The sequence below is a fragment of the Variovorax cryoconiti genome, assembly GCF_051216395.1.
Classification (GTDB): Bacteria; Pseudomonadota; Gammaproteobacteria; order Burkholderiales; family Burkholderiaceae_C; genus Variovorax.
The window spans coordinates 362,287-384,548 of sequence record NZ_JBPJZI010000003.1; the positions used below are offsets into that span (position 1 = coordinate 362,287).

A 22,262-nucleotide genomic window follows, 5' to 3' on the forward strand; every position below is an offset into this window, starting at 1 on the left:
CGGGGAGAGAAAGTTGGGCAGCATGTTTTTCAGCTTCGGTCGCCCACAGGTCGCCGTGACGGCGCTCTTCGCCCTGGCCATGCTGGCAGGTTGCGCGGCGCCCCTGAGCGAGGGACTGACCGACACCGGCGAAGTCCGGCAAGTTGTCTTTGCGCCCCGGTCGAGCGCGACGCGGCCGGAAGGCATCTTTCCCGATCGCACCGTGTTGTACGAGATCGAACCGGGCGTGCGCAAGGCGCACCTTCTGCAATGGTTCGGACCGCCGCATTTCAGCGAGGGGATCGCGGGCGTGCGCGAATGGGACTACATCTTTCATTTGTACAGCGGCGGCGGCATCACGACCTGCCGTTACAAGGTGATCTTCGACACCGCCTATGTCGCACGCCGGTTCCACTGGCGCCCCGACGAGTGCGGGCAGTGGCTGTCGCCGTCCCTGACGGGGCAGAAGCCGGCCGAGACGGCGCGCTGAGCCCTCGGCGTGTGTCGGCGACCGGGGCGGGAATGCACGGCCGGCTTGACGAATTTCTTCGGGTAAGCTGCGCCACGAAAAACAACGCAGCCCGCCTGCCCCGAGGAGATTCACCATGTTGATAGGCGTACCGGCCGAGACAGCGGCTGGCGAGACCCGAGTGAGCGTGACGCCCGAGACGGCGAAGAAGCTGGTGGCGCAGGGGCATGCGGTGGTGGTGCAGTCGGGGGCGGGCCTGGCAGCCAGCGTCACCGACACGGCCTACGAGGCGGCCGGCGCACAGATCACCGATGCCGCGGGCGCTTTCGCTGCCGAGGTCGTGCTCAAGGTGCGCGCCCCGTCGGAAGCCGAATCGGCCCTGCTCAAGCCGGGCGCTGTCGTCGTCGGCATGCTCAACCCCTTCGATGCCGCCGGCCTGCAGCGGCTGGCCACGGCCGGTGCCACGGCCTTCGCGCTCGAAGCCGCGCCGCGCACCACCCGTGCCCAGCGCATGGACGTGCTGTCCTCCCAGGCCAACATCGCCGGCTACAAGGCCGTGATGATCGCGGCCGACGCCTACCAGCGCTTCTTCCCGATGCTCATGACGGCCGCCGGCACCGTGAAGGCGGCGCGCGTGGTCGTCCTGGGCGTGGGCGTGGCCGGCTTGCAGGCCATCGCCACCGCCAAGCGGCTCGGGGCGGTCATCGAGGCGAGCGACGTCCGCCCGAGCGTCAAGGAGCAGGTCGAGTCGCTCGGCGGCAAGTTCATCGAGGTGTCCTACGACACCGACGAGGAAAAGGAAGCGGCCGTGGGCGTGGGCGGCTACGCCAAGCCGATGCCGGCGAGCTGGCTGGCGCGCCAGCAGGCCGAGGTCGCCAAGCGCGTGGCGCAGGCCGACGTGGTCATCAGCACCGCGCTCATCCCCGGCCGCGCCGCGCCCACCCTCATCACCGAGGAGATGGTCCAGTCGATGAAGCCGGGCTCGGTGATCGTGGACATCGCCGCAGGCAAGGGTCCGGACGGCGTGGGCGGCAACTGCCCGCTCACCGAGACCGACCGTACGGTGGTCAAGCACGGCGTCACCCTGGTGGGCGAGACCAACCTGCCCGCGCGGGTGGCAGCGGATGCCTCGTCGCTCTATGCGCGCAACGTGCTCGACTTCCTCAAGCTCATCCTGCCCAAGGAGGGCGGCCTGAAGATCGATCTGGAAGACGACATCGTTGTCGCCTGCCGCATGACCCAAGACGGTCAAGTCACAAGAAAGTAGGCCATGGATCCCGTCTCCCATACCGTCATCAACCTGATCATCTTCGTGCTGGCCATCTACGTGGGCTACCACGTGGTCTGGACCGTCACGCCCGCATTGCACACGCCGCTGATGGCGGTGACGAACGCCATCTCCGCCATCGTCATCGTCGGCGCCATGCTCGCCGCCGCGCTCACCGAGACCACGCTGGGCAAGACCATGGGCGTGCTGGCCGTGGCGCTGGCGGCGGTCAACGTCTTCGGCGGCTTCCTGGTCACGCGACGCATGCTGGAAATGTTCAGGAAGAAAGAGAAGAAGGCGCCTGCTGCCTCCAAGGGAGACACAGCATGAGCATGAATGTGGTCACGCTGCTGTACCTGGTGGCGTCGGTCTTCTTCATCCAGGCGCTCAAGGGCCTGAGCCATCCGACCACCTCGATCCGCGGCAACATGTTCGGCATGGCCGGGATGGCGATCGCAGCTGTTACCACGGCGGCCCTCATCGTCGAGCTGGCGCACGGCAGCGTGCTCGGCCTGGGCTGGGTGCTGCTGGGTCTGCTGGTGGGTGGCACGGCCGGCACCCTGGCCGCGCAGCGCGTCGAGATGACCAAGATGCCCGAACTGGTCGCCTTCATGCACAGCATGATCGGCCTGGCGGCGGTGTTCATCGCGGTGGCCGCGGTGGCCGAGCCCTGGGCCTTCGGCATCTCGGCGCATGGCGAGCCGATCCCGGGCGGCAACCGCATCGAGCTGGCGCTCGGCGCCTTCATCGGGGCGGTGACCTTCACCGGTTCGATCATCGCGTTCGGCAAGCTCTCGGGCAAATACAAGTTCCGCCTGTTCCAGGGCGCGCCCGTCCAGTTCAAGGGCCAGCACATCCTCAACGCGGTGCTCGGCCTGGCGGCGGCGTTCTTCGTGTTCGGTTTCTGGCATTCGCAGAGCTGGATCGACATCGTGCTGGTCATCGCGCTGGGCTTCGCGCTGGGCGTGCTGCTGATCATCCCGATCGGCGGCGCCGACATGCCGGTGGTGGTGTCGATGCTCAACAGCTACTCGGGCTGGGCGGCGGCGGGCATCGGCTTCAGCCTGAACAACGCGATGCTGATCATCGCGGGCTCATTGGTCGGCAGCTCGGGCGCGATCCTGAGCTACATCATGTGCAAGGCGATGAACCGCTCGTTCTTCAACGTGATCCTGGGCGGCTTCGGGGGCGATGCGACCGCGGCGGCCACGGGCGGTGGGGTGCAGCGCAGCGTGAAGAGCGGCAGCGCCGACGACGCCGCCTTCGTGCTGAGCAATGCCGAGACGGTCGTCATCGTGCCGGGCTACGGCCTGGCGGTGGCGCGCGCGCAGCATGCGGTGAAGGAATTGGCTGCCAAGCTCACCGAGAAGGGCATCACCGTCAAGTACGCGATCCACCCGGTGGCCGGGCGCATGCCGGGCCACATGAACGTGCTTCTGGCCGAGGCCGAAGTCCCGTACGACCAGGTCTTCGAGATGGAAGACATCAACGGCGAGTTCGGCCAGGTCGACGTGGCGATCATCCTGGGGGCCAACGACGTGGTGAACCCGGCCGCGCACACCAAGGGCAGCCCGATCTACGGCATGCCGATCCTGGAGGCCTACAAGGCCAAGACCGTGATCGTGAACAAGCGCTCCATGGCCGCGGGTTACGCCGGCCTGGACAACGAACTCTTCTACATGGACAAGACCATGATGGTCTTCGGCGACGCCAAGAAGGTGGTCGAGGACATGGGCAAGGCCATCGAATAGGAACGCACTGCAACCGCAGAGCGGCTTCGTGCGCGGCGGTGTCGCGCCCCTTTTTTCTGACATGGAGACACGACCATGACCGATCGCCCCTGGCTCGGCAGCTACCCGCCGGGTGTTCCGGCCGACATCGACCCTTCGCAGTACAGCTCGCTGGTCGGGCTGATGGACGAGAGCTTTTCGAAGTACGCCGACCGCACCGCCTACAGCTTCATGGGCAAGGACGTGAGCTACGCCAGCGTCGACCGGCACAGCCGTGCCTTCGCTGGCTACCTGCAGGGCCTGGGGCTGGTCAAGGGGGACCGGGTCGCGGTGATGATGCCCAACTGCCCGCAGTACCCGATCGCGGTCGCGGGCATCCTGCGGGCCGGGCTGATCCTGGTCAACGTCAACCCGCTCTACACGCCGCGGGAACTCGAGCACCAGCTGCAGGACAGCGGCGCGAAGACCATCGTCATCATGGAGAACTTCGCCGCCACGCTGCAGCATTGCCTGGCGTCGACGCCGGTCAAGCACATCGTGCTCGGCGCGATGGGCGACCGGCTGGGCCTGCTGAAAGGCACCATCGTCAACTACGTGGTGCGCAAGGTCAAGAAGCTGGTGCCTGCCTATGACCTGCCGCAGGCGGTGCGCTTCAATGCGGCGCTGGGCGAGGGCGCGGCGCGTGGCGTGAAGACGCCGACGATCGGCCCCGACGACGTGGCGGTGCTGCAATACACCGGCGGCACCACCGGTGTGTCGAAGGGCGCGGTGCTGCTGCACCGCAACGTGATCGCCAACGTGCTGCAGTCCGAAGCCTGGAACGACCCGGTGATGCAGAAGGTGCCGGCCGGCGAGCAACCCACCAGCGTGTGCGCGCTGCCGCTGTATCACATCTTCGCTTTCACGGTGAACATGATGCTGGGCCTGCGCACCGGCGGGAAGGTGATCCTCATCCCGAATCCGCGCGACATGGTGGCCACGCTGAAGGAGTTGTCCAAGCACACCTTCCACAGCTTCCCGGCGGTCAACACGCTCTTCAACGGCATCGCCAACCATCCCGACTTCGGCACCGTGAACTGGAAGAACCTGAAGGTGTCCGTCGGAGGGGGCATGGCGGTGCAGGCGGCCGTGGCCAAACTCTGGCTCGAGAAGACCGGCTGCCCGATCTGCGAGGGTTACGGCCTCTCGGAAACCTCGCCGTCCGTGAGCTGCAACCCGACCACCAGCCTGGCCTACACCGGCACCATCGGCGTGCCGCTGCCGAGTACGGACATGACGCTGCTCGACGACGCGGGCCAGCCGGTCCCGCCGGGGCAGCCCGGCGAGATCGCGATCAAGGGGCCGCAGGTGATGGCGGGCTATTGGCAGCGGCCCGACGAGACGGCCAAGGTCATGACGGCAGACGGCTGGTTCAAGACCGGCGACATCGGCGTCGTCGACGAGCGCGGCTTCTTCAAGATCGTCGACCGCAAGAAGGACATGATCCTGGTGTCGGGCTTCAACGTGTACCCGAACGAGATCGAGGACGTGGCATCCATGATGCCGGGCGTGCTCGAATGCGCTGCGGTCGGCGTGGCCGACGACAAGACCGGCGAGGCCGTCAAGCTGGTCATCGTGCGGAAGGACCCGGCGCTCACCGAAGAGCAGGTGCGCGATTTCTGCCGCGAGAACCTGACCGGCTACAAGCGGCCGCGGGTGATCGAGTTCCGCACCGACATGCCCAAGACGCCGGTCGGCAAGATCCTGCGACGCGAACTGCGCGACGCGAAGAAGTGAGCGCCGCGGTGCGCGGGGACGCGTCCATCGCGCCCATCGCGATCGTCGCGGCCATGCACGAGGAGCTGGCGGCGGTGCTCGACCTCATGCCCGACGAGCGCAAGGTCGTGGTGGCAGGCCGCGCGTTCTGGCAGGGGCACCTCCACGGCCATGAAGTCGTCGCGGTGCTCGCGCGCATCGGCAAGGTGGCAGCGGCCACGACGGCCGCGGTGCTGGCCGAGCGCTTCGGGGTGGGCCGCGTCGTCTTCACGGGCGTGGCGGGCGGCCTTGGTGCCGGCGTACAGGTGGGCGACGTGGTGGTGGCCAGCGCGTTCCTGCAGCACGACATGGACGCCTCGCCGATCTTTCCGCGCCACGAGGTGCCGCTCTACGGCCGCAGCCGCTTCGCGGCCGACGCGGACCTGGCCGCGGCGCTGTGCGAGGCGGCGCGCACAGCGTTACCGCAGGCGTGCGTGCATCAGGGGCTGGTCATCAGCGGCGACCGCTTCGTGTCCACCACGGCAGAGGCCCGCGCGCTGCAGGCCGAGTTGCCCGACGCGCTCGCGGTGGAGATGGAAGGCGCGGCCTTCGCGCAGGTGTGCCACGACTTCGGCCTGCCTTTCGCGGCGGTGCGCACCATCTCCGACCGCGCGGACGACGCCGCGCACGGCGATTTTCTGCAGTTCATCCGCACGGTGGCCAGCCCATATTCGGCAGCCATCGTCGAGACGCTGCTGCGCAATCTCTCTAAGGACTGAGCCGCGCGCTCTTCGCCAGAGATGCCACGGAACCGGCTTTGCCGGGCCGTCGGCATCGCCACCTTGAGGGGGGAGGGCGCAGCCCTCGGGGGTGGGCCTATTTCAACCAGCCACGGCGGCGGAAGTACCACATGGGCCCGAGCGCGCTGGCGGCCATCAGCGCCAGCACATAGAAGTACGCGCCGCCGCCCAGCGCCTGCACCTCGGGGATGTTCATGTTCATCCCGTAGATGCTGGCGATCAGCGTCGGCGGCAGCAGCGCCACACTGGCCACCGAGAAGATCTTGATGGTCTTGTTCTGGTTGATGTTGATGAAACCGACGGTCGCATCCATCAAAAAGTTGATCTTGTCGAACAGGAAGGCCGTATGGTTGTCCAGCGATTCGATGTCGCGCAGGATCTGCCGCGCTTCCTCGAACTGCTCGGCGTTCAGCATGCGGCTGCGCATCATGAAGCTCACGGCGCGGCGCGTGTCCATCACGTTGCGGCGGATGCGGCCGTTCAAGTCTTCCTGGCGCGCGATGGCGCCCAGCACCTCGCCGGCCAGCTCGTCGCTGACGTTGCCTTCGAGCACCTTCTTGCCGGCCACCTCGAGCTCGTCGTAGATGTTCTCCAGCGTGTCGGCCGAGTATTCGGCGTCGGCGTCGAAGAGCTTGAGCAGCACTTCCTTCGCGTCCTCGATGAGACCCGGTGCGCGGCGCGCGCGCATGCGCAGCAGGCGGAACACCGGCACGTCTTCGTCGTGGATCGAGAACAGCACGCCGCGGCTGCGCAGCTCGGCGTTGTGCTGGTTCAGGATGAAGGCGACGCGCACCGAGCGCGGGTTCTCGTCGTCGTCGATCAAGAAGTCGCTGCGGATGTGCAGTTCGCCGTTGTCTTCCTCGTAGAAGCGGGCAGACTCTTCGATGTCCTCGTCCATCGCGTCTTCGGGGATGGACAGGCCGTAGTACTGCTTGATCCAGCGTTTTTCCTCGACCGTCGGCGATTCGAGGTCGACCCAGATGGGCTGGAACTGGGACAGCTCTTCGAGGGCCTCGATCTCTTCCTGAACGAGGCGCCCGTTGGCGAGCGAGAAGATGTTGAGCATGGCTCACTCCCGGGGGATGGGGTCTTGCGGTTGGCGGCGGGAAGGTGGCGCTTTCAAGACCCTCGCCAACGACGCTCAGAAGGGAGTTGAAAGCTGCCGAGACGGATAGCTGTCCATGCGAGATCTCCGGGGTTGCAGCGAGGCGCGATTATGGCACTGCAGCATGTCGATGCAGGCTATGCGGCTGGATGGGCATCCAGTACAGTGCGGCCTCCGATGCCGACGCCTGACACCGTTCTTGCCGCCTCTCCGCCGCGCCCTGCCACGACCCAGGCCGAGCGCCTGGCTGCCGCGCTGGCCACGCTCAACGACGCCCAGCGCGCCGCGGTCGAGCATGGCGTCGGTGCCGCGCTCGGCGACGTGCGGCCGCTGCTGGTGATCGCCGGGGCCGGTTCGGGCAAGACCAGCACGCTGGCGCACCGCGTCGCCAACCTGATCGCGCAGGGCGCCGATCCGCAGCGCATCCTGCTGCTCACCTTCTCGCGCCGCGCGGCCCAGGAGATGGCGCGCCGCGCCGGCCAGGTCGCCGCGCAGGTGCTCGGCCTGCGCGCCGAGGCCACGCCGGCCCTGCCCTGGGCCGGCACCTTCCACGGCATCGGCGCGCGGCTGCTGCGCGAGTACGCGGCGCAGATCGGGCTCGACGAGAACTTCACCATCCACGACCGCGGCGACGCCGAGGACCTGATGGGGCTGGTGCGCCACGAGTTCGGCTTCTCCGCGACCACGAAGCGATTCCCACGCAAGGGGACCTGCGTGTCGATCTACTCGCGCACCGTCAACACCTGCGCGCCGCTGGCCGAGGTGCTGGCGCAGGCTTTCCCCTGGTGCGCCGAGTGGGAGGCCGAGCTCAAGCGCCTGTTCGCTGGCTATGTCGAGGCCAAGCAGCAGCAGCACGTGCTCGACTACGACGACCTGCTGCTCTACTGGGCCGGCATGGTGGCCGAGCCGACGCTCGCGGCACACCTGGGCGCGCGCTTCGACCATGTGCTGGTCGACGAGTACCAGGACACCAACCGGCTGCAGGCCGCGATCCTGCTGGCGTTGAAGCCCGACGGGCGCGGGCTCACGGTGGTGGGCGACGATGCGCAGTCGATCTATGCCTTCCGTGGCGCCACGGTGCGCAACATCCTCGACTTCCCGGCGCAGTTCGGCGAGCCGGCGCGCGTCGTGGCGCTGGAGCGCAACTACCGCTCGACGCAGCCGATCCTCGACGTCTCGAACGCGGTCATCGCCGCCGCCGCCGAGCGGCACGCCAAGACGCTCTGGACCGACAAGCCCTCCGCCGGCCGGCCGCAATTGGTGCTGGTGCCCGACGAGGCGCAGCAGGCGCAGTGGGTGGCCGACCGGGTGCTGGCGCACCGCGAGGGCGGGCTGGCGCTCAAGTCGCAGGCGGTGCTGTTCCGCACCTCGTACCACAGCGCGGCGCTGGAACTCGAGCTGGCACGCCGCAACATCCCCTTCGTCAAGTACGGCGGCCTCAAGTTCCTCGAGGCCTCGCACGTCAAGGACCTGCTGGCGGTGCTGCGCTTCGCGCAGAACCCGCGCGGGCGCATGGCCGGGTTCCGCGTGACGCAGCTCATCCCCGGCATCGGGCCGGCCACGGCGACCCGGCTGCTCGATGCGATGGACACCGCCGCCGACCCGGCCGTCGCCGTGCAGGACTTCGTGCCCCCGGCGGCGGCGCAGGTCGAGTGGGCACGCTTTGCCGACACCTACGCCGCGCTGCGGACACCGGCGCTCGCCTGGCCGGCCGACATGGAGATCGCACTGGCCTGGTACCTCCCGCACCTGGAACGGCTGCACGACGACGCGGGCGTGCGCCGCGGCGACGTGGAGCAGCTCGCCCGCCTGGCCGCCGGCTACGCCTCGCGCGAGCGCTTCCTGACCGAACTCACGCTCGACCCGCCCGAGGCGACCAGTGATCGCGCCGGCCCGCCCTTGCTCGACGAGGACTACCTCATCCTCTCGACCATCCATTCGGCCAAGGGGCAGGAGTGGACCTCGGTGCATGTGCTGAACGTGGTCGACGGCTGCCTGCCGGCCGATGTGGCCCAGGGCGCGCAGGAACTGGAAGAGGAGCGCCGCCTGCTCTATGTCGCCATGACGCGCGCCAAGGACCACCTGCACCTGCTGGTGCCGCAGCGCTTCTACGTGACGCAGCAGTCCGCCCGCGGCGACCGGCACCTGTACGCGGGACGGAGCCGCTTCATCACCGAGGCGGATGCCGCCCGCTTCGAGCGCTGCACCTGGCCGCCGCCGCCCGTCCAGGCGCCGCACGTGCCGGCGCCGGCTGCGGCGATCGACCTGCTCGCCCGGATGCGCGCGGCCTGGCGCTGATCGTCACCTGCGCGGTGACATGCCGGGGTCGGCAGGAGGGCTGCTCGACAGGCGGCCTTTGGTGTACATGGCGCTGGCAGCGGTGACAGTGCCTGAGGCGGATGCTATGCAATTGGTAGCTGGGCCGGGTTGGTGCCAAAAGAAGTGAGAGCGGATGTGACAGGGGCATTGCAATACGCCGGGGCCTTGGGCATAGTGAACCGACCTTCTCTTCTTTCTCGTTCTTTCCGCTTTCACCCCCCCGCACCGAATCTCGCCGCTCACGCCCCAATCCCGGAGCGCTGGGCATTTCCCCAACCGTCAATCTGGAGGTCATTCATGAATTTGACGATCAGCGGTCATCACCTCGACGTGTCGCCTGCGCTGCGCAGCTACGTCACCACCAAGCTGGACCGGATCACCCGGCACTTCGATCAGGTGGTCGATGTCAAGGTGATTCTTACGGTGGAAAAGCAGAAGGAGAAGGAGCGCCGCCAGAAGGCTGAATGCAACATCCACGTGAAGGGCAGCGACATGTTCGCGGAATCCAGCCACGCTGATCTCTATGCCGCCGTCGACGAACTGGTCGACAAGCTCGACCGCCAGGTGGTGCGCCACAAGGACCGCCTGCAGGATCACCATCACGCGGCGCCCAAGCGCCTGATGTAACCGTCTTCGGGCAAATACTCTTGCGGGCCACCTCCGGGTGGCCCTTTGCTTTTTACGGTGGGGGTGCATAATCGCCCCCGCTCTGCCCCCACACATGAATCGCCTCGCGTCCATCCTGCCGCCCGCTCAAGTCCTCGTGAGCGTCGACGCCACCAGCAAGAAACGTGCTTTCGAGGAAGCCGGCTTGCTGTTCGAGAACCTGCACGGCCTCGGCCGCGCGCTCATCACCGACAGCCTGTTCGCACGCGAACGGCTGGGGTCGACCGGGCTGGGCCACGGTGTGGCGATCCCGCACGGCCGCATCAAGGGGCTGAAGTCGCCGATGGCCGCCGTGTTCCAGCTTGCGCAATCCATCGGCTTCGATGCGCCGGACGAGCAACCCGTCGTGCTGCTGATCTTCCTGCTGGTGCCCGAAGCCGCCACGCAGAAGCACCTGGAAATCCTCTCGGAGATCGCCGAGCTGCTCAGCGACGCCAGCCTGCGCGAGCAGATCAAGTCGAGCACCGACGCGGGCGCGCTGCACGCCCTCATCGCCGGCTGGCAATCCGCCCAGATCGCCTGACCTTCGCCGTGGGCCGCGCATGAAGCCGACGGTCATCAGCGCGGACGCGATGTTCGAGGAGTTCCGCGCCTCGCTGCGCTGGGAGTGGCTGGCCGGGCTCGGGGCCTCCGAGCGGCAGTTCGACGCCGAGGTCATCAGCCAGGCGCAATCGGCCGCCGACCTGGTCGGTTACCTCAATTACATCCACCCGTACCGCGTCCAGATCCTGGGGGCACGCGAGATCGCCTACCTGACGCGGGGAACCGCCGAAGACTGCGCGCGCCGGATCGCCCGCATCGTCACGCTCGAGCCGCCGATGCTGGTGCTGGCCGACGGGCAGGCCGCGCCGGACGAGCTGCTGTCGATCTGCGAGCGGGCCCAGTTGCCGCTCTTCGCCACGCGCGACGGCTCGGCCTACGTCATCGACCTGCTGCGGGCCTACCTGTCCAAGCACTTCGCCGAACGCACCTCGATGCACGGCGTGTTCATGGACATCCTGGGCCTGGGCGTGATGATCACCGGCGAGTCCGGGCTGGGCAAGAGCGAGCTGGGCCTGGAGTTGATTTCGCGCGGCAACGGCCTGGTGGCCGACGACGCGGTCGACCTCTTTCGCATCAACCAGAACACCATCGAGGGCAAGTGCCCCGAGCTGCTGCAGAACCTGCTGGAGGTGCGCGGCATCGGCCTGCTCGACATCCGCGCCATCTTCGGCGAGACGGCGGTGCGCCGGAAGATGCGCCTGAAGCTGATCGTGCACCTGGTGCGCCGCGACAGCTTCGAGCGCGACTACGAGCGCATGCCGGCCGCGCCGCTGACCCAGGACGTGCTGGGCATCCCGGTGCGCAAGGTGATCATCCAGGTGGTGGCTGGCCGCAACATTGCGGTGCTGGTCGAGGCGGCGGTGCGCAACTCCATCCTGCAGCTGCGCGGCATCGACACGTATGCCGACTTCGTGGCGCGGCACCACAAGGCGATGGAAGCCGGCGGGGCCGACTAGCTGCCCGACTAGCCGCGATCAGCGGCGGGCGGTGCAGTCGGCGCAGAGGCCGTACAGCGACATGGCGTGGTCCTGCAGGATCCAGCCCTTGTCCTTGGCGATCAGTTGCTGGCGCCGCTCGATCTCGGCGTCGTAGAACTCCTCGACCTTGCCGCACGAGGTGCAGATCAGGTGGTCGTGGTGCGTGCCTTCGTTGAGTTCGTAGACGGCCTTGCCGCTCTCGAAATGGCTGCGCTCCAGGATGCCGGCCTGCTCGAACTGGGTGAGCACGCGGTACACGGTGGCCAGGCCGATGTCGGAGTGCTCGTTGAGCAGCACCCGGAACACGTCTTCGGCGGTCATGTGGCGCTGGGCGCCGGCCTGGAAGATCTCGAGGATCTTCAGCCGAGGCAGCGTGGCCTTGAGGCCGGTGTTCTTGAGTTCGTCGATGTTGCCCATGGTCTTTCCTGCGCCAGCCGTGTGGACGGCCCCGAAAAGGGCTGCCGCTACAATGGGTCGATCATATCGCTCCCCCTTTTTCCGATGCTTGCCAATCCCCAAACGCGCCTGTGGTTGCTGGCTGCCGCCTTGCTTGCGAGCCTGTCGCTCGGCGCCTGCGGCAGCATGACCGATCGCACCCGCGGCATGCTGTATGCCGTGACGCCCTACAAGGTTGAGGTGGTGCAGGGCAATTTCGTCTCGAAGGAACAGGTCGACGCGCTCAAGCCCGGCATGTCGCGCCAGCAGGCGCGCGAGATCCTCGGCACCTCCCTGCTGACGGATGTGTTTCATGCCGATCGCTGGGACTACGTGTTCACCATCCGTCGCCAGGGCGTCGAAGAACAGCAACGCCGCCTGACACTGTTCTTCAAGGGCGAAGTGCTCGAACGATTCGTGGGCGACGAGATGCCCAGCGAGAAGGATTTCGTGGCCCGGCTGGACGCCCGCCGCTTCAGCGGCAAGGTGCCTGAGCTGGAAGCGTCCGAGGACCAGCTGAAGAAATTCGATCCGCCCAAGAAGGACGCGACCGCCGGCACCCCTGCGGTGCCGCTGCCTCCGCTGCCGCCAAGCTACCCGCCGCTCGAACCCACGCGCTGAGCGTGGCCGCCGTTCGGCGGCGTCGAGCGTTTCTCCCCTCCGAAGGCTGAATCCGCGTGACCGAACCCATTTCCTCCCCCTCCGCGGCCGCGCGCCGCATCGCCGTCGCCGGGGCCTCCGGCCGCATGGGCCGCATGCTCATCGAAGCGGTGCGCAGCGCCGACGACCTCCGGCTGGCCGGCGCACTCGATGTGCCCGGCAGCGCTGCCGTCGGCACCGACGCAGCGGCCTTCCTCGGCTTCACGAGCGGGGTTGCCATCGCCTCCGACCTGCGCGCGGGCCTGAAAGACGCGCAGGTGCTGATCGACTTCACCCGCCCCGAAGGCACGCTGGCGCACCTGGCGGTCTGCCGCGAACTGGGCGTGCAGGCCGTCATCGGCACCACGGGTTTCAGCGACGCCGAAAAAGCCGAGATCGCCACCATCGCCAAGGACATCGCGATCGTCATGGCGCCCAACATGAGCGTGGGCGTCAACGTCACCTTCAAGCTGCTCGAGATGGCGGCCAAGGCGCTGTCGACCGGTTACGACATCGAGATCATCGAGGCGCACCACCGCCACAAGGTCGACGCGCCCTCGGGCACGGCGCTGAAGATGGGCGAGGTCATCGCCGACGCACTCGGCCGCGACCTGAAGGAATGCGCCGTGTACGCCCGTGAGGGCATCACCGGCGAGCGCGACCCCTCGACCATCGGCTTTTCGGCCATCCGCGGCGGCGACATCGTCGGCGACCACACGGTGCTCTTCGCCGGCACCGGCGAGCGCATCGAGATCACGCACAAGTCGGCCAGCCGCACGACGTACGCGCAGGGCAGCCTGCGCGCGGCGCGCTTCCTGGCCAGGCAGAAGACCGGGCTCTTTGACATGTTCGACGTGCTCGGCCTGCGCTGAAGCCGTCCTCCCACCCATGAACGTCCTCCAGCTGCTGGCCCAGGGCGATGGCGTCAGCCGCAGCGTGGCGGCGCTGTTGCTGCTGATGTCGGTGGCGAGCTGGATCGCGATCCTGCTGAAGGCCTGGCTGTTGCGCGGCGGCACGCGCGCGGTGCTGCGCAGCATTGCCGCGTTCTGGCAGGCACCGTCGATCACCGAAGCCGAGCAGGGGCTTCGCGCCTTTGATGGTCCGCGGCTGGTGCTGCCTGCCGTGGTCGCGCTCAAGGCCCTGGCCGCTGAGAAAGGCGGTGCCACGCTCGGCCACGCGGGCGACCGCAACCAGCGCCTCACGCGCACGCTGCGCGATGCGCTGCACGCGGCGCTGCGGCGCCTGCAGTCAGGCCAGATCCTGCTGGCGACCATCGGCGCGACCGCGCCCTTCGTCGGCCTGCTCGGCACGGTGTGGGGCATTCATGGTGCGCTGGCCGGCATCGCCGGCGAAGCGGGTGGCTTCACCATCGACAAGGTGGCGGGGCCGGTGGGGGAAGCGCTCGTGATGACGGCCTTCGGCCTGGCGGTCGCGATCCCGGCAGTGCTGGGCTACAACGTGTTCGGCCGGATCATCGGCCGCATCGAGGTCGAGCTCGAGGGCTTCGCGCACGACCTGCTGGCCGTCTTCGGCGAAGCGCCATCGGCAACGCTGCCGCCGGCGCGGCCCCTGCCGGTCTGATCGGCTTCGCGCCATGAGCTTCGGCCGCACGTCGCTCGGGTCCGGTGCCAGTGGCAGCCGCGCGACCGGTGGTGGCGGGCAGCGGCCGATGTCGGACATCAACGTGACGCCGCTGGTCGACGTGATGCTGGTGCTGCTGGTGATCTTCATCATCACCGCGCCGCTGATGGCGAGTTCGATCCGCCTCGACCTGCCGCGCACCGATGCCGGCAAGACGGGCGATGTGCCGAAGTCCGTCAGCGTGGCGGTCGACGCCCAGGGCCAGGTCTTCGTCAATGACCAATCCGTCACCGAAGACGAACTGGCGACGCGCCTGGCCAGCGCCGCCGCAGCCAGCCGCGACACCGAGGTGCAGCTGCGCGCCGACCAGACCGTGCCCTACGGCCGCATCGTCGCGCTGATGGGCATCGCCAACAAGGCCGGGCTCAGCCGCATCGGCTTCGTGACTGAGACGCCACCTGCTCGCTGAGGGGGCAGCGTCTTTTCGTGGAACACCGCGGAACCGGCTTTGCCGGGCCGCTGGTGTTGCCCCCTGGAAGGGGGAGGGCGCAGCCACACGAAGTGGGCAAGCCCCGGGGGTTAGCCCAAAGCCACCGGCTTTGTCTTCCAGATCTGGTGCGCGTACTCGGCGATGGTCCGGTCCGACGAGAAGGCGCCCATGCCGGCCACGTTCAGAATCGCCATGCGGGTCCACGCGTCGGCGTCGCGGTAGAGCGCATCGACGCGTTCCTGCGTGGCGACGTAGCTCGCGTAGTCCGCCAGCAGCAGGTACTGGTCGCCCCAGTTCACCAGCGTGTCGAAGATGCCCTGGTAGCGCGCCGGTTCGCCGGGCGAGAAGACGCCGTCGCGGATCGCGTCGAGCACCGTCTGCAGCGCGGGGTTCGATTCGTAGAAGGTGCGCGGCTGGTAACCGCCGGCGCGGATGTCGGCCACCTGCGGCGTGGTGTTGCCGAAGATGAAGATGTTGTCGTCGCCGACGTTGTCCTTCATCTCGACGTTGGCGCCGTCCAGCGTGCCGATGGTGAGCGCGCCGTTGAGCGCGAACTTCATGTTGCCGGTGCCCGAGGCTTCGGTGCCGGCGGTGGAGATCTGTTCGCTCAGGTCGGCCGCCGGCATGATGATCTCGGCCAGGCTCACGCTGTAGTTGGGCAGGAACACCACCTTCAGCAGCTTGCCCACGCGCGGATCGTTGTTGACCACGGCCGCCACGTCGTTGATGAGCCGGATCACCAGCTTGGCCGCGTGGTACGCCGACGCCGCCTTGCCGGCGAACACCACCACGCGCGGCACCAGGTCGCTGGCCTGGCCCGCCTCGTGGGCGGCGACGATGCGCTGGTAGCGCGACACCACGTGCAGCACGTTGAGCAACTGGCGCTTGTACTCGTGGATGCGCTTGACCTGCACGTCGAACATCGCGTCGGTGTCGACCACGATCCCCATGTGCTGCTCGATCCAGTTGGCCAGGCGCAGCTTGTTCTCGCGCTTGGCGTGGCGGAAGGCGCGCACGAAGGGCGCCTGCTGGGCCATCGGGCGCAGGGCCTCGAGCTGCGTCAGGTCGCGCCGCCAGCCGCGCCCGATGCGCGCATCGAGCAGGCCGGCCAGCGAAGGGTTGGCCTGCGCCAGCCAGCGCCGCGGCGTCACGCCGTTGGTCTTGTTGTTGAAGCGCTCGGGGAAGATCTTGTTGAAGTCCGCGAAGATCGACTGCTTCATCAGTTCCGAATGCAGCCCCGACACGCCGTTGATCGAGTGGCTCGCCAACACTGCGATGTAGGCCATGCGCACGCGCCGCTCGCCGGCCTCGTCGACCAACGACAGGCGGCGCGGCAACTCGACATCGTCGCCGGCCTTTTGCGTCACCAGCGCGAGAAAGCGCGCGTTCATGTCGTAGATGATCTGCAGATGGCGCGGCAGGATGCGGCCCATCATCTCGACCGGCCAGGTCTCCAGCGCCTCGTGCATCAGCGTGTGGTTGGTGTAGCTGAAGACCTTCTGCGTGTGGGCCCACGCGGTGTCCCAGTCGAGGCCGTGCTCGTCGAGCAGCAGGCGCATCAGCTCGGGCACGGCCAGCACCGGGTGCGTGTCGTTCAGGTGGATGCTGACCTTCTCGGGCAGCTTGTCGAAGGTGGTGTGGGTGCGCAGGTAGCGGCGCAGCAGGTCTTGCACGCTGGCGCTGACGAAGAAGTATTCCTGGTGCAGGCGCAGTTCGCGGCCCGAGGCGGTCGAGTCGTCGGGGTAGAGCACGCGCGAGACGTTCTCCGAGTGGTTCTTGCTCTCCACCGCCTGCATGTAGTTGCCGCGGTTGAAGGCCGACAGGTCGATCTCCTCCGTGGCGCGGGCCGACCACAGCCGCAGCGTGTTGGTCGCCTGCGTGCCGTAGCCGGGGATGATGGTGTCGTAGGCCACCGCCAGCACGTCGTGCGTGTCGACCCAGTCGGCCGCGCCGGTCCGGTCGTCGCGCTTCTGCACGTGGCCGCCGAAGCGCACGCGGTAGGTCACCTCGGGTCGCTGGAATTCCCAGGGGTTGCCACGCGTGAGCCAGTAGTCGGGCGTCTCGACCTGCTGGCCGTCGACGATCTTCTGGCGGAACATGCCGTACTCGTAGCGGATGCCGTAGCCGAAGCCCGGCACGCCCAGCGTGGCCATCGAATCGAGGAAGCAGGCGGCCAGCCGGCCAAGGCCGCCGTTGCCCAGCGCGGCGTCGGGTTCGCGTTCGGCGATGGCCGCGATGTCGACGCCGAAGTCGGCCAGCGCCTGCTTCACGATGTCCTGCAGCTCGAGGGCCAGCAACGCATTGGTGAAGGTGCGGCCGATGAGGAATTCCATCGACAGGTAGTACACGCGCTTCAGGTCCTGCGCATAGCTGGCGCGGGTGGTGGCCATCCAGCGTTCGACCAGCTGGTCGCGCACGGCCAGCGCGGTGGCGTTGAGCCAGTCGTCGGGGCTGGCGGCGACGGGGTCCTTGCCGACGGCGTAGATCAGCTTGTTGGCCACCGCGCGCTTGAACGCGGCCACGTCGCGGTCGGGATGGTCGTAGGCGAATTCTTCGATCGTCATGGTGGTGGGGAGGGTTGAAGTGAAAGGGTTGTCAGGCGCGCGATTGCTCGTACACGCCGATGTACTGTGCCGCGGCAGCCTGCCAGTCGGCTGGCCGCCGCATCGCGGTGCTTCGGACCCGGCGCCAGTCGGCGGGCCGGCGGTACAGCGCGATGGCGCGGCGCAGCGCGCGACCGTAGCCGTCGGCATCGAAGTCGTCGAACACAAAGCCGGTGGCGTGGCCGTCGGCGATGTCTTCCAGCGTGCAGTCGACCACCGTGTCGGCCAGCCCGCCCACGCGGTGCACCAGCGGCAGGCTACCGTATTTCAGGCCGTACATCTGTGTCAGTCCGCACGGCTCGAACATCGAGGGCACCAGGGTCACGTCGCCGGCGCCGAAGAGCCGGTGGGCGAAGCGCTCGTTGTAGCCGATGGTGGCGTGCACCGACTGCGGTGCCGCGACGGCGCGTTCGCGGAACGCGTCTTCGAGCCAGCGCTCGCCATTGCCCAGCAACGCGAGCTGGCCGCCTTGCGCGATCAGCGCGTCGAGACCGTCCAGCACCAGGTGCTGGCCCTTCTGCTCGGTGAGGCGGCTCACCATCACGAAGAGCGGGGCGTCGGGGTCGGTCGCCAGGCCCAGTTCCTGTTGCAGGCCGGCCTTGCACAGCGCCTTGCCGCCGGGCCGGCGCACGTCGTAGGGATGGGGCAGCAGGGGGTCGGTGCCCGGGTCCCAGACGGCGTCGTCGACCGCGTTCAGGATGCCGGTGAGCACGCCGCTGCGGCCGCGCAGCAGGCCGTCGAGGCCGCAGCCCTGTTCCGGTGTCTGGATCTCCCGCGCATAGGTGGGACTCACGGTGGTCAGGCGGTCCGCGAAGTAGAGGCCGGACTTCATGAACGACAGCTGCCCGTGGTATTCGAGCCCGTTCACGTCGAAGGCCGCGGGCGGCAGGCCGAGGCCGGAGAAGTCCGAGGGCGGGAACACGCCCTGGTAGGCCAGGTTGTGCACGGTGAAGACGCTGCCGACGCGCGGCCCGCCCGCCGCGGCGTCGAAGGCGAGATAGGCCGGTGCCAGGCCGGCATGCCAGTCGTGCGCATGCACCACGTCGGGCTGCCAGCTCGGGTCGAGGCCGCGCGCCAGGCGGGCCGCGGCCCAGCCGAGCAGCGCGAAGCGGCGCGCGTTGTCGGCGTAGGGCTGGCGCGAGGCGTCTTCGTACGGCGTGCCGGGGCGGTCGTACAGCGCGGGCGCGTCGAGCACGTAGGCCGTGACATGTGCGGCCCCCGCCCCGGCCGCGGCGATGCGCCCGGCGCGCAGCCGGGCGCGCTGGCCCCAGGGGGCCTCGATCTCGGCCACGACGGTCGCGTCGCTCAGGCCGGCCAGGATGGACGGGAAGCCTGGCAGCAGCACCCGCACCTCCTGGCCCGCCGCGGCCAGCGCAATCGGCAGTGCGCCGGCGACATCCGCCAGCCCGCCGGTCTTGAGAAGGGGAAAGAACTCGGCGCTGACCTGGAGGACGCGCATCAGGGCGTCGGCGTCTCGAGGCGCTGGAGCATCTCGCGCGTGATCAGCACCACGCCGGTGTCGGTGCGCTCGAAGCGCGCCGCGTCGGCCGTCGGGTCGTCGCCGACCACCATGCCCGGGGGGATGACGCAACCGCGGTCGACCACCACCTTCGCCAGCCGCGCGCCGCGGCCGACCTCGACATCGGGCAGCAGCACCGCCTCTTTCACGTCGCAGAAGGAATGGATGCGCACATTGGAGAACAGCACCGAATCCTTCACCTGCGAGCCCGAGACGATGCAGCCCCCCGACACGATGGTGTTGACCGTCATGCCGTGGTTGCCGTCGATGTCGAGCACGAATTTGGCCGGGGGCAGTTGCCGCTGGTAGGTCCAGATGGGCCAGTCGGTGTCATAGATGTCGAGCTCGGGGGTGATGGACGCCAGATCGAGGTTGGCCGCCCAGAATGCATCAATCGTGCCCACGTCTCGCCAGTACACCGGCGCATCGGGCCCGCGCGCGCCGCGCGTGACGCACGACAGGCTGAACGGATGGGCCTGCGCCCGGCCCTGCACCACGGCGCGCGGGATGACGTCCTTGCCGAAGTCGTGGCTCGAGGCGGGGTTGGCGTTGTCTTCCTCGAGCAGCTGGTAGAGGTAGGCGGCGTCGAAGACGTAGATGCCCATGCTGGCCAGCGCGATGTCGGGCTTGCCGGGCATCGCGGGCGGGTCGGCGGGCTTCTCGAGGAAGTCGGTGATGGTTCGGTCTTCGTTGACCGCCATCACGCCGAAGGCGGTGGCTTCCATGCGCGGCACCTCGATGCAGCCGACCGTGCAGGCGCGGCCGCTTTTCACATGGTCCATCAGCATGACCGAGTAGTCCATCTTGTAGATGTGGTCGCCGGCCAGCACCACGACGTAGTCGTGCTTGGTCGAGCGTGTCTGCAGGATGTCGAGGTTCTGGTAGATCGCATCGGCCGTGCCGCGGTACCAGTGCTCGTCGCCCGTGCGCTGCTGGGCCGGCAGCACGTCGACCATCTCGTTGAGCTCGGCGCGCAGGAAGCTCCAGCCGCGCTGCAGGTGGCGCATCAGCGAATGCGACTTGTACTGCGTGACGACCGCCATGCGCCGGATGCCGGAGTTCAGGCAATTGGACAGGGCGAAGTCGATGATGCGGAACTTGCCGCCGAAGTACACCGCCGGCTTGGCGCGCCGGTCGGTGAGCTGCTTGAGGCGCGAGCCCCGGCCGCCGGCCAGCACCACGGCGATGGTGCGGCGAACCAGTTGATGGGCCTGCAGGGACCGGGTCGTTGCGTCGTCGGACATGTCTCTTGTCTCGCTTCTGTGGTTCGTCAACTCAGCGTAGCACCGGGATCGCCGTCGCGCACCCTGTGCGCCAGCCACAGCGTTCCCGGTGGCAATCGTTCCGTGGTGGCCATCGGCCGCTCCGGTGCACCCTCGTCATCGCTCGCCAGCCGGCGCGTCCAGCGGCCGGGCGGCAGGGCAAAGTCGACGGCCTCGGTGCCGGCGTGGACGAGCACGAGCCATGCCACCTCGGTCGGCGGTGCGTCGAACAGCACCATCAGCGCCGCGCGGTCGTCGCGCGCCCAGTTCGCCGGCGCCATGTCGCTGCCCTCGGGGCACAGCCACCGCAGCCCGGGGTGGGCCGGGTGGGTGTCGGCCGGCCACCAGCGGGCGCTGCGCAGGGGCGCGGCCTCGCGGCGCAGGGCCAGCAGGCGGGTGACATAGCGTTGCAGCCCGGCATCGGCATGGTCCCAGTCGAGCCAGGTCGTCGGGTTGTCCTGGCAGTAGGCGTTGTTGTTGCCCTGCTGGGTGTGGCCGATCTCGTCGCCGGCCAGCAGCATCGGCGTGCCCTGTGACAGCAGCAAGGCGGCGAGCAGCGCACGTTGCATGCGGGCGCGCAGCGCGAGCACGGCGGGGTCGTCGGTTTCGCCTTCCACGCCGCCGTTGCGACTGAGGTTGTTGCCGCTGCCGTCGCGGTTGCCTTCGCCGTTGGCGCCGTTGTGCCGCTCGTTGTAGCTGACCAGGTCGCGCAGCGTGAAGCCGTCGTGCGCGGTGACGAAGTTGACGCTGGCCGTGGGCGCCCGCCCGCTGTGCCGGAACTGCCCGCTCGACGCGGTGAAGCGGTGCGCAAAGTCGCCCAGGCCGGCGCCATGGCGCAGCCAGAAGCTGCGCTGCGTGTCGCGAAAGCGGTCGTTCCATTCGAGCCAGCCCGGCGGGAACTCGCCGACGCGGTAGCCCCCGGGGCCGATGTCCCAGGGTTCGGCGATCAGCAGCGCGCGCGACAGCACCGGGTCTTGCGCGACGGCGGCCAGGAAGGGCGCGCGCGGGTCGAAGTCACCGCCGGTGCGGCGCGCCAGCACCGTCGCCAGGTCGAAGCGGAAGCCGTCGACGCCGAGTTCCGTCACCCAGTGGCGCAGGCTGTCGGTGGCGAGCTGCACGACGCGCGGCTCGGCGAAGTTCAGGCAGTTGCCGCAGCCGGTCCAGTTCTCGTAGCGCGCGCGATCGCCGGATCGCAGGTGGTAGTAGAGCGCGTTGTCGATACCGCGCATCGACAGCGTGGGGCCGAGCTCGTCGGTTTCGGCACTGTGGTTGTAGACCACGTCGATCACCAGTTCCATGCCGCGGGCATGGATCGCGTCGGCCATCGCGCGGAACTCGCTGGCGGGCGTGGTGCCGGCCCGGCCGCTCCAGTAGCGCGCCTCGGGTGCGAACCAGCCGATGGTGGTGTAGCCCCAGTAGTTGCTCAGGCCCATCTTGAGCAGCCGCTCCTCGTCGGCGCGGTGCTGCACCGGCATCAGGCTGAGCGTGGTCACGCCGAGTTGCTGCAGGTGATCGAGCACGGCGGGCTCGGCCAGGCCGGCGTAGGTGCCTTGCAGGTCTGGCGTCACACCCGGGTGCCGGCGCGTCTGGCCACGCACGTGCAGTTCGTAGATCACGCGTTCGGCGGCCGCCATGCGTGGGCGCGCCATGGTCGACACGCCCAGGCCGGCGGCGACGCGGGCCTTGAGCGCGACCGCAGCGTTGTCGCGCGTGTCCCGCTGCGACGGATCGCCCGGCAGATGGCCCAGGAACAGATCGCTGCCGTCGTAGCGACCGACGATCTCGCGGGCGTAAGGGTCGAGCAGCACCTTGGCGGGGTTGAAGCGCTGGCCCTCGTGTGGCGCCCAGGGGCCGTGGACGCGGTAACCGTAGACCAGGCCGGCGGCGGCGCCAGGGAAGCGGCCGTGCCAGACGCCGTCGGTGCAGGCGGGGAGCGGTAGCCGCTGCTGCTCGCTATGGCCAGTGTTGTCGAACAGGCAGAGGTCCACCCGGGTGGCGTGCGGGGCGGCGAGGGCGAAGTTGATGCCTCTGGGGTCGGGGGTTGCGCCCAGGGGGTAGGGGAGGCCGGGGGTCAGCATTTTTTGTTCAGCTTATTGGCTTTGCGTGGGTCGCCCGGCAGGCGGTGCGGGCCGGGCGACGATGGC

General features: G+C 68.5%; 20 protein-coding genes. 14 read left to right on the forward strand and 6 right to left on the reverse strand.

What is annotated here, in order from left to right:
* The first annotated feature begins 22 nt into the window (after nt 1-22).
* From ACSFA2_RS10785 to ACSFA2_RS10810, 6 genes are all read left to right on the forward strand, one after another.
* Nucleotides 23-469, forward strand: a complete 447-nt coding sequence (locus ACSFA2_RS10785) for an outer membrane protein assembly factor BamE (RefSeq protein WP_435455321.1) — start codon at nt 23-25, stop codon at nt 467-469.
* 115 nt (nt 470-584) lie between these two features.
* A complete protein-coding gene (locus ACSFA2_RS10790) occupies nt 585-1,715 on the forward strand; it encodes a Re/Si-specific NAD(P)(+) transhydrogenase subunit alpha (RefSeq protein WP_435455322.1) in 1,131 nt (376 codons plus the stop codon).
* Nucleotides 1,716-1,718: 3 nt separating this feature from the next.
* Nucleotides 1,719-2,045 carry an NAD(P) transhydrogenase subunit alpha part 2 gene (locus ACSFA2_RS10795; protein ID WP_435455323.1) on the forward strand — a complete coding sequence of 109 codons (327 nt, stop codon included), beginning with the start codon at nt 1,719-1,721 and terminating at the stop codon, nt 2,043-2,045.
* Nucleotides 2,042-3,466, forward strand: a complete 1,425-nt coding sequence (locus ACSFA2_RS10800) for an NAD(P)(+) transhydrogenase (Re/Si-specific) subunit beta (protein WP_435455324.1) — start codon at nt 2,042-2,044, stop codon at nt 3,464-3,466. Before ACSFA2_RS10795 ends, ACSFA2_RS10800 begins: the two co-directional genes overlap by 4 nt.
* Nucleotides 3,467-3,541: 75 nt before the next feature.
* Complete coding sequence (locus tag ACSFA2_RS10805) at nt 3,542-5,221, forward strand: long-chain-fatty-acid--CoA ligase (RefSeq protein ID WP_435455325.1); 1,680 nt, start codon at nt 3,542-3,544, stop codon at nt 5,219-5,221.
* Nucleotides 5,218-5,958, forward strand: coding sequence for a 5'-methylthioadenosine/adenosylhomocysteine nucleosidase (locus tag ACSFA2_RS10810; RefSeq protein ID WP_435455326.1), 741 nt, complete (start codon nt 5,218-5,220; stop codon nt 5,956-5,958). The genes ACSFA2_RS10805 and ACSFA2_RS10810 overlap by 4 nt, the downstream gene beginning before the upstream one ends.
* Nucleotides 5,959-6,055: 97 nt before the next feature.
* Here the strand turns inward: ACSFA2_RS10810 and corA are convergent, their stop codons facing one another.
* Nucleotides 6,056-7,045, reverse strand: coding sequence for a magnesium/cobalt transporter CorA (gene corA, locus ACSFA2_RS10815; RefSeq protein ID WP_435455327.1), 990 nt, complete (start codon nt 7,043-7,045; stop codon nt 6,056-6,058).
* A gap of 216 nt (nt 7,046-7,261) precedes the next feature.
* Here corA and ACSFA2_RS10820 point away from each other — a divergent pair, with 216 nt between their 5' ends.
* The 4 genes from ACSFA2_RS10820 (at nt 7,262) to hprK (ending at nt 11,568) form a co-directional block, all read left to right on the forward strand.
* Entirely contained in the window at nt 7,262-9,382 is a 2,121-nt protein-coding gene (locus ACSFA2_RS10820; protein WP_435455328.1) for an ATP-dependent helicase, read from the forward strand.
* A 318-nt stretch (nt 9,383-9,700) separates the two neighbouring features.
* Nucleotides 9,701-10,030: a ribosome hibernation-promoting factor, HPF/YfiA family gene (hpf, locus tag ACSFA2_RS10825; RefSeq protein WP_435452290.1), complete on the forward strand. Its 330-nt coding sequence runs from the start codon at nt 9,701-9,703 to the stop codon at nt 10,028-10,030.
* 94 nt (nt 10,031-10,124) lie between these two features.
* Nucleotides 10,125-10,592 (forward strand): PTS sugar transporter subunit IIA, encoded by a 468-nt coding sequence (locus ACSFA2_RS10830; RefSeq protein ID WP_435455329.1) that lies wholly within the window; start codon nt 10,125-10,127, stop codon nt 10,590-10,592.
* A gap of 19 nt (nt 10,593-10,611) precedes the next feature.
* On the forward strand, nt 10,612-11,568 hold the full coding sequence (gene hprK / locus ACSFA2_RS10835; RefSeq protein ID WP_435455330.1) for an HPr(Ser) kinase/phosphatase: 957 nt from the start codon (nt 10,612-10,614) through the stop codon (nt 11,566-11,568).
* Nucleotides 11,569-11,586: 18 nt separating this feature from the next.
* On the opposite strand, the gene fur is transcribed toward hprK, so the two are convergent.
* Nucleotides 11,587-12,006 carry a ferric iron uptake transcriptional regulator gene (gene fur / locus ACSFA2_RS10840; protein WP_435455331.1) on the reverse strand — a complete coding sequence of 140 codons (420 nt, stop codon included), beginning with the start codon at nt 12,004-12,006 and terminating at the stop codon, nt 11,587-11,589.
* An 84-nt stretch (nt 12,007-12,090) separates the two neighbouring features.
* Between fur and ACSFA2_RS10845 the strand changes: the two genes are divergently transcribed.
* From ACSFA2_RS10845 to ACSFA2_RS10860, 4 genes are read left to right on the forward strand one after another with little or no spacing between them, the layout of a single operon-like run.
* Entirely contained in the window at nt 12,091-12,645 is a 555-nt protein-coding gene (locus tag ACSFA2_RS10845) for an outer membrane protein assembly factor BamE (protein WP_435455509.1), read from the forward strand.
* A gap of 56 nt (nt 12,646-12,701) precedes the next feature.
* The gene (gene dapB / locus ACSFA2_RS10850) at nt 12,702-13,535 is read left to right on the forward strand and encodes a 4-hydroxy-tetrahydrodipicolinate reductase (protein ID WP_435455332.1); all 834 of its coding nucleotides are present in this window, start codon (nt 12,702-12,704) and stop codon (nt 13,533-13,535) included.
* Nucleotides 13,536-13,551: 16 nt separating this feature from the next.
* Nucleotides 13,552-14,244: a MotA/TolQ/ExbB proton channel family protein gene (locus tag ACSFA2_RS10855; RefSeq protein WP_435455333.1), complete on the forward strand. Its 693-nt coding sequence runs from the start codon at nt 13,552-13,554 to the stop codon at nt 14,242-14,244.
* Nucleotides 14,245-14,257: 13 nt separating this feature from the next.
* Complete coding sequence (locus ACSFA2_RS10860; RefSeq protein WP_435455334.1) at nt 14,258-14,713, forward strand: ExbD/TolR family protein; 456 nt, start codon at nt 14,258-14,260, stop codon at nt 14,711-14,713.
* Nucleotides 14,714-14,823: 110 nt separating this feature from the next.
* On the opposite strand, the gene ACSFA2_RS10865 is transcribed toward ACSFA2_RS10860, so the two are convergent.
* Genes ACSFA2_RS10865 through glgX form a run of 4 tightly spaced genes read right to left on the reverse strand, consistent with a single transcriptional unit; the run spans nt 14,824 to nt 22,196 of the window.
* A complete protein-coding gene (locus ACSFA2_RS10865) occupies nt 14,824-17,298 on the reverse strand; it encodes a glycogen/starch/alpha-glucan phosphorylase (protein ID WP_435455335.1) in 2,475 nt (824 codons plus the stop codon).
* A 31-nt stretch (nt 17,299-17,329) separates the two neighbouring features.
* Nucleotides 17,330-18,796, reverse strand: coding sequence for a glycogen synthase GlgA (glgA, locus tag ACSFA2_RS10870; protein ID WP_435455336.1), 1,467 nt, complete (start codon nt 18,794-18,796; stop codon nt 17,330-17,332).
* Nucleotides 18,796-20,100: a glucose-1-phosphate adenylyltransferase gene (glgC, locus tag ACSFA2_RS10875; RefSeq protein WP_435455337.1), complete on the reverse strand. Its 1,305-nt coding sequence runs from the start codon at nt 20,098-20,100 to the stop codon at nt 18,796-18,798. The genes glgA and glgC overlap by 1 nt, the downstream gene beginning before the upstream one ends.
* A 26-nt stretch (nt 20,101-20,126) precedes the next feature.
* Nucleotides 20,127-22,196 carry a glycogen debranching protein GlgX gene (gene glgX / locus ACSFA2_RS10880; RefSeq protein WP_435455338.1) on the reverse strand — a complete coding sequence of 690 codons (2,070 nt, stop codon included), beginning with the start codon at nt 22,194-22,196 and terminating at the stop codon, nt 20,127-20,129.
* Nucleotides 22,197-22,262: the final 66 nt, after the last annotated feature.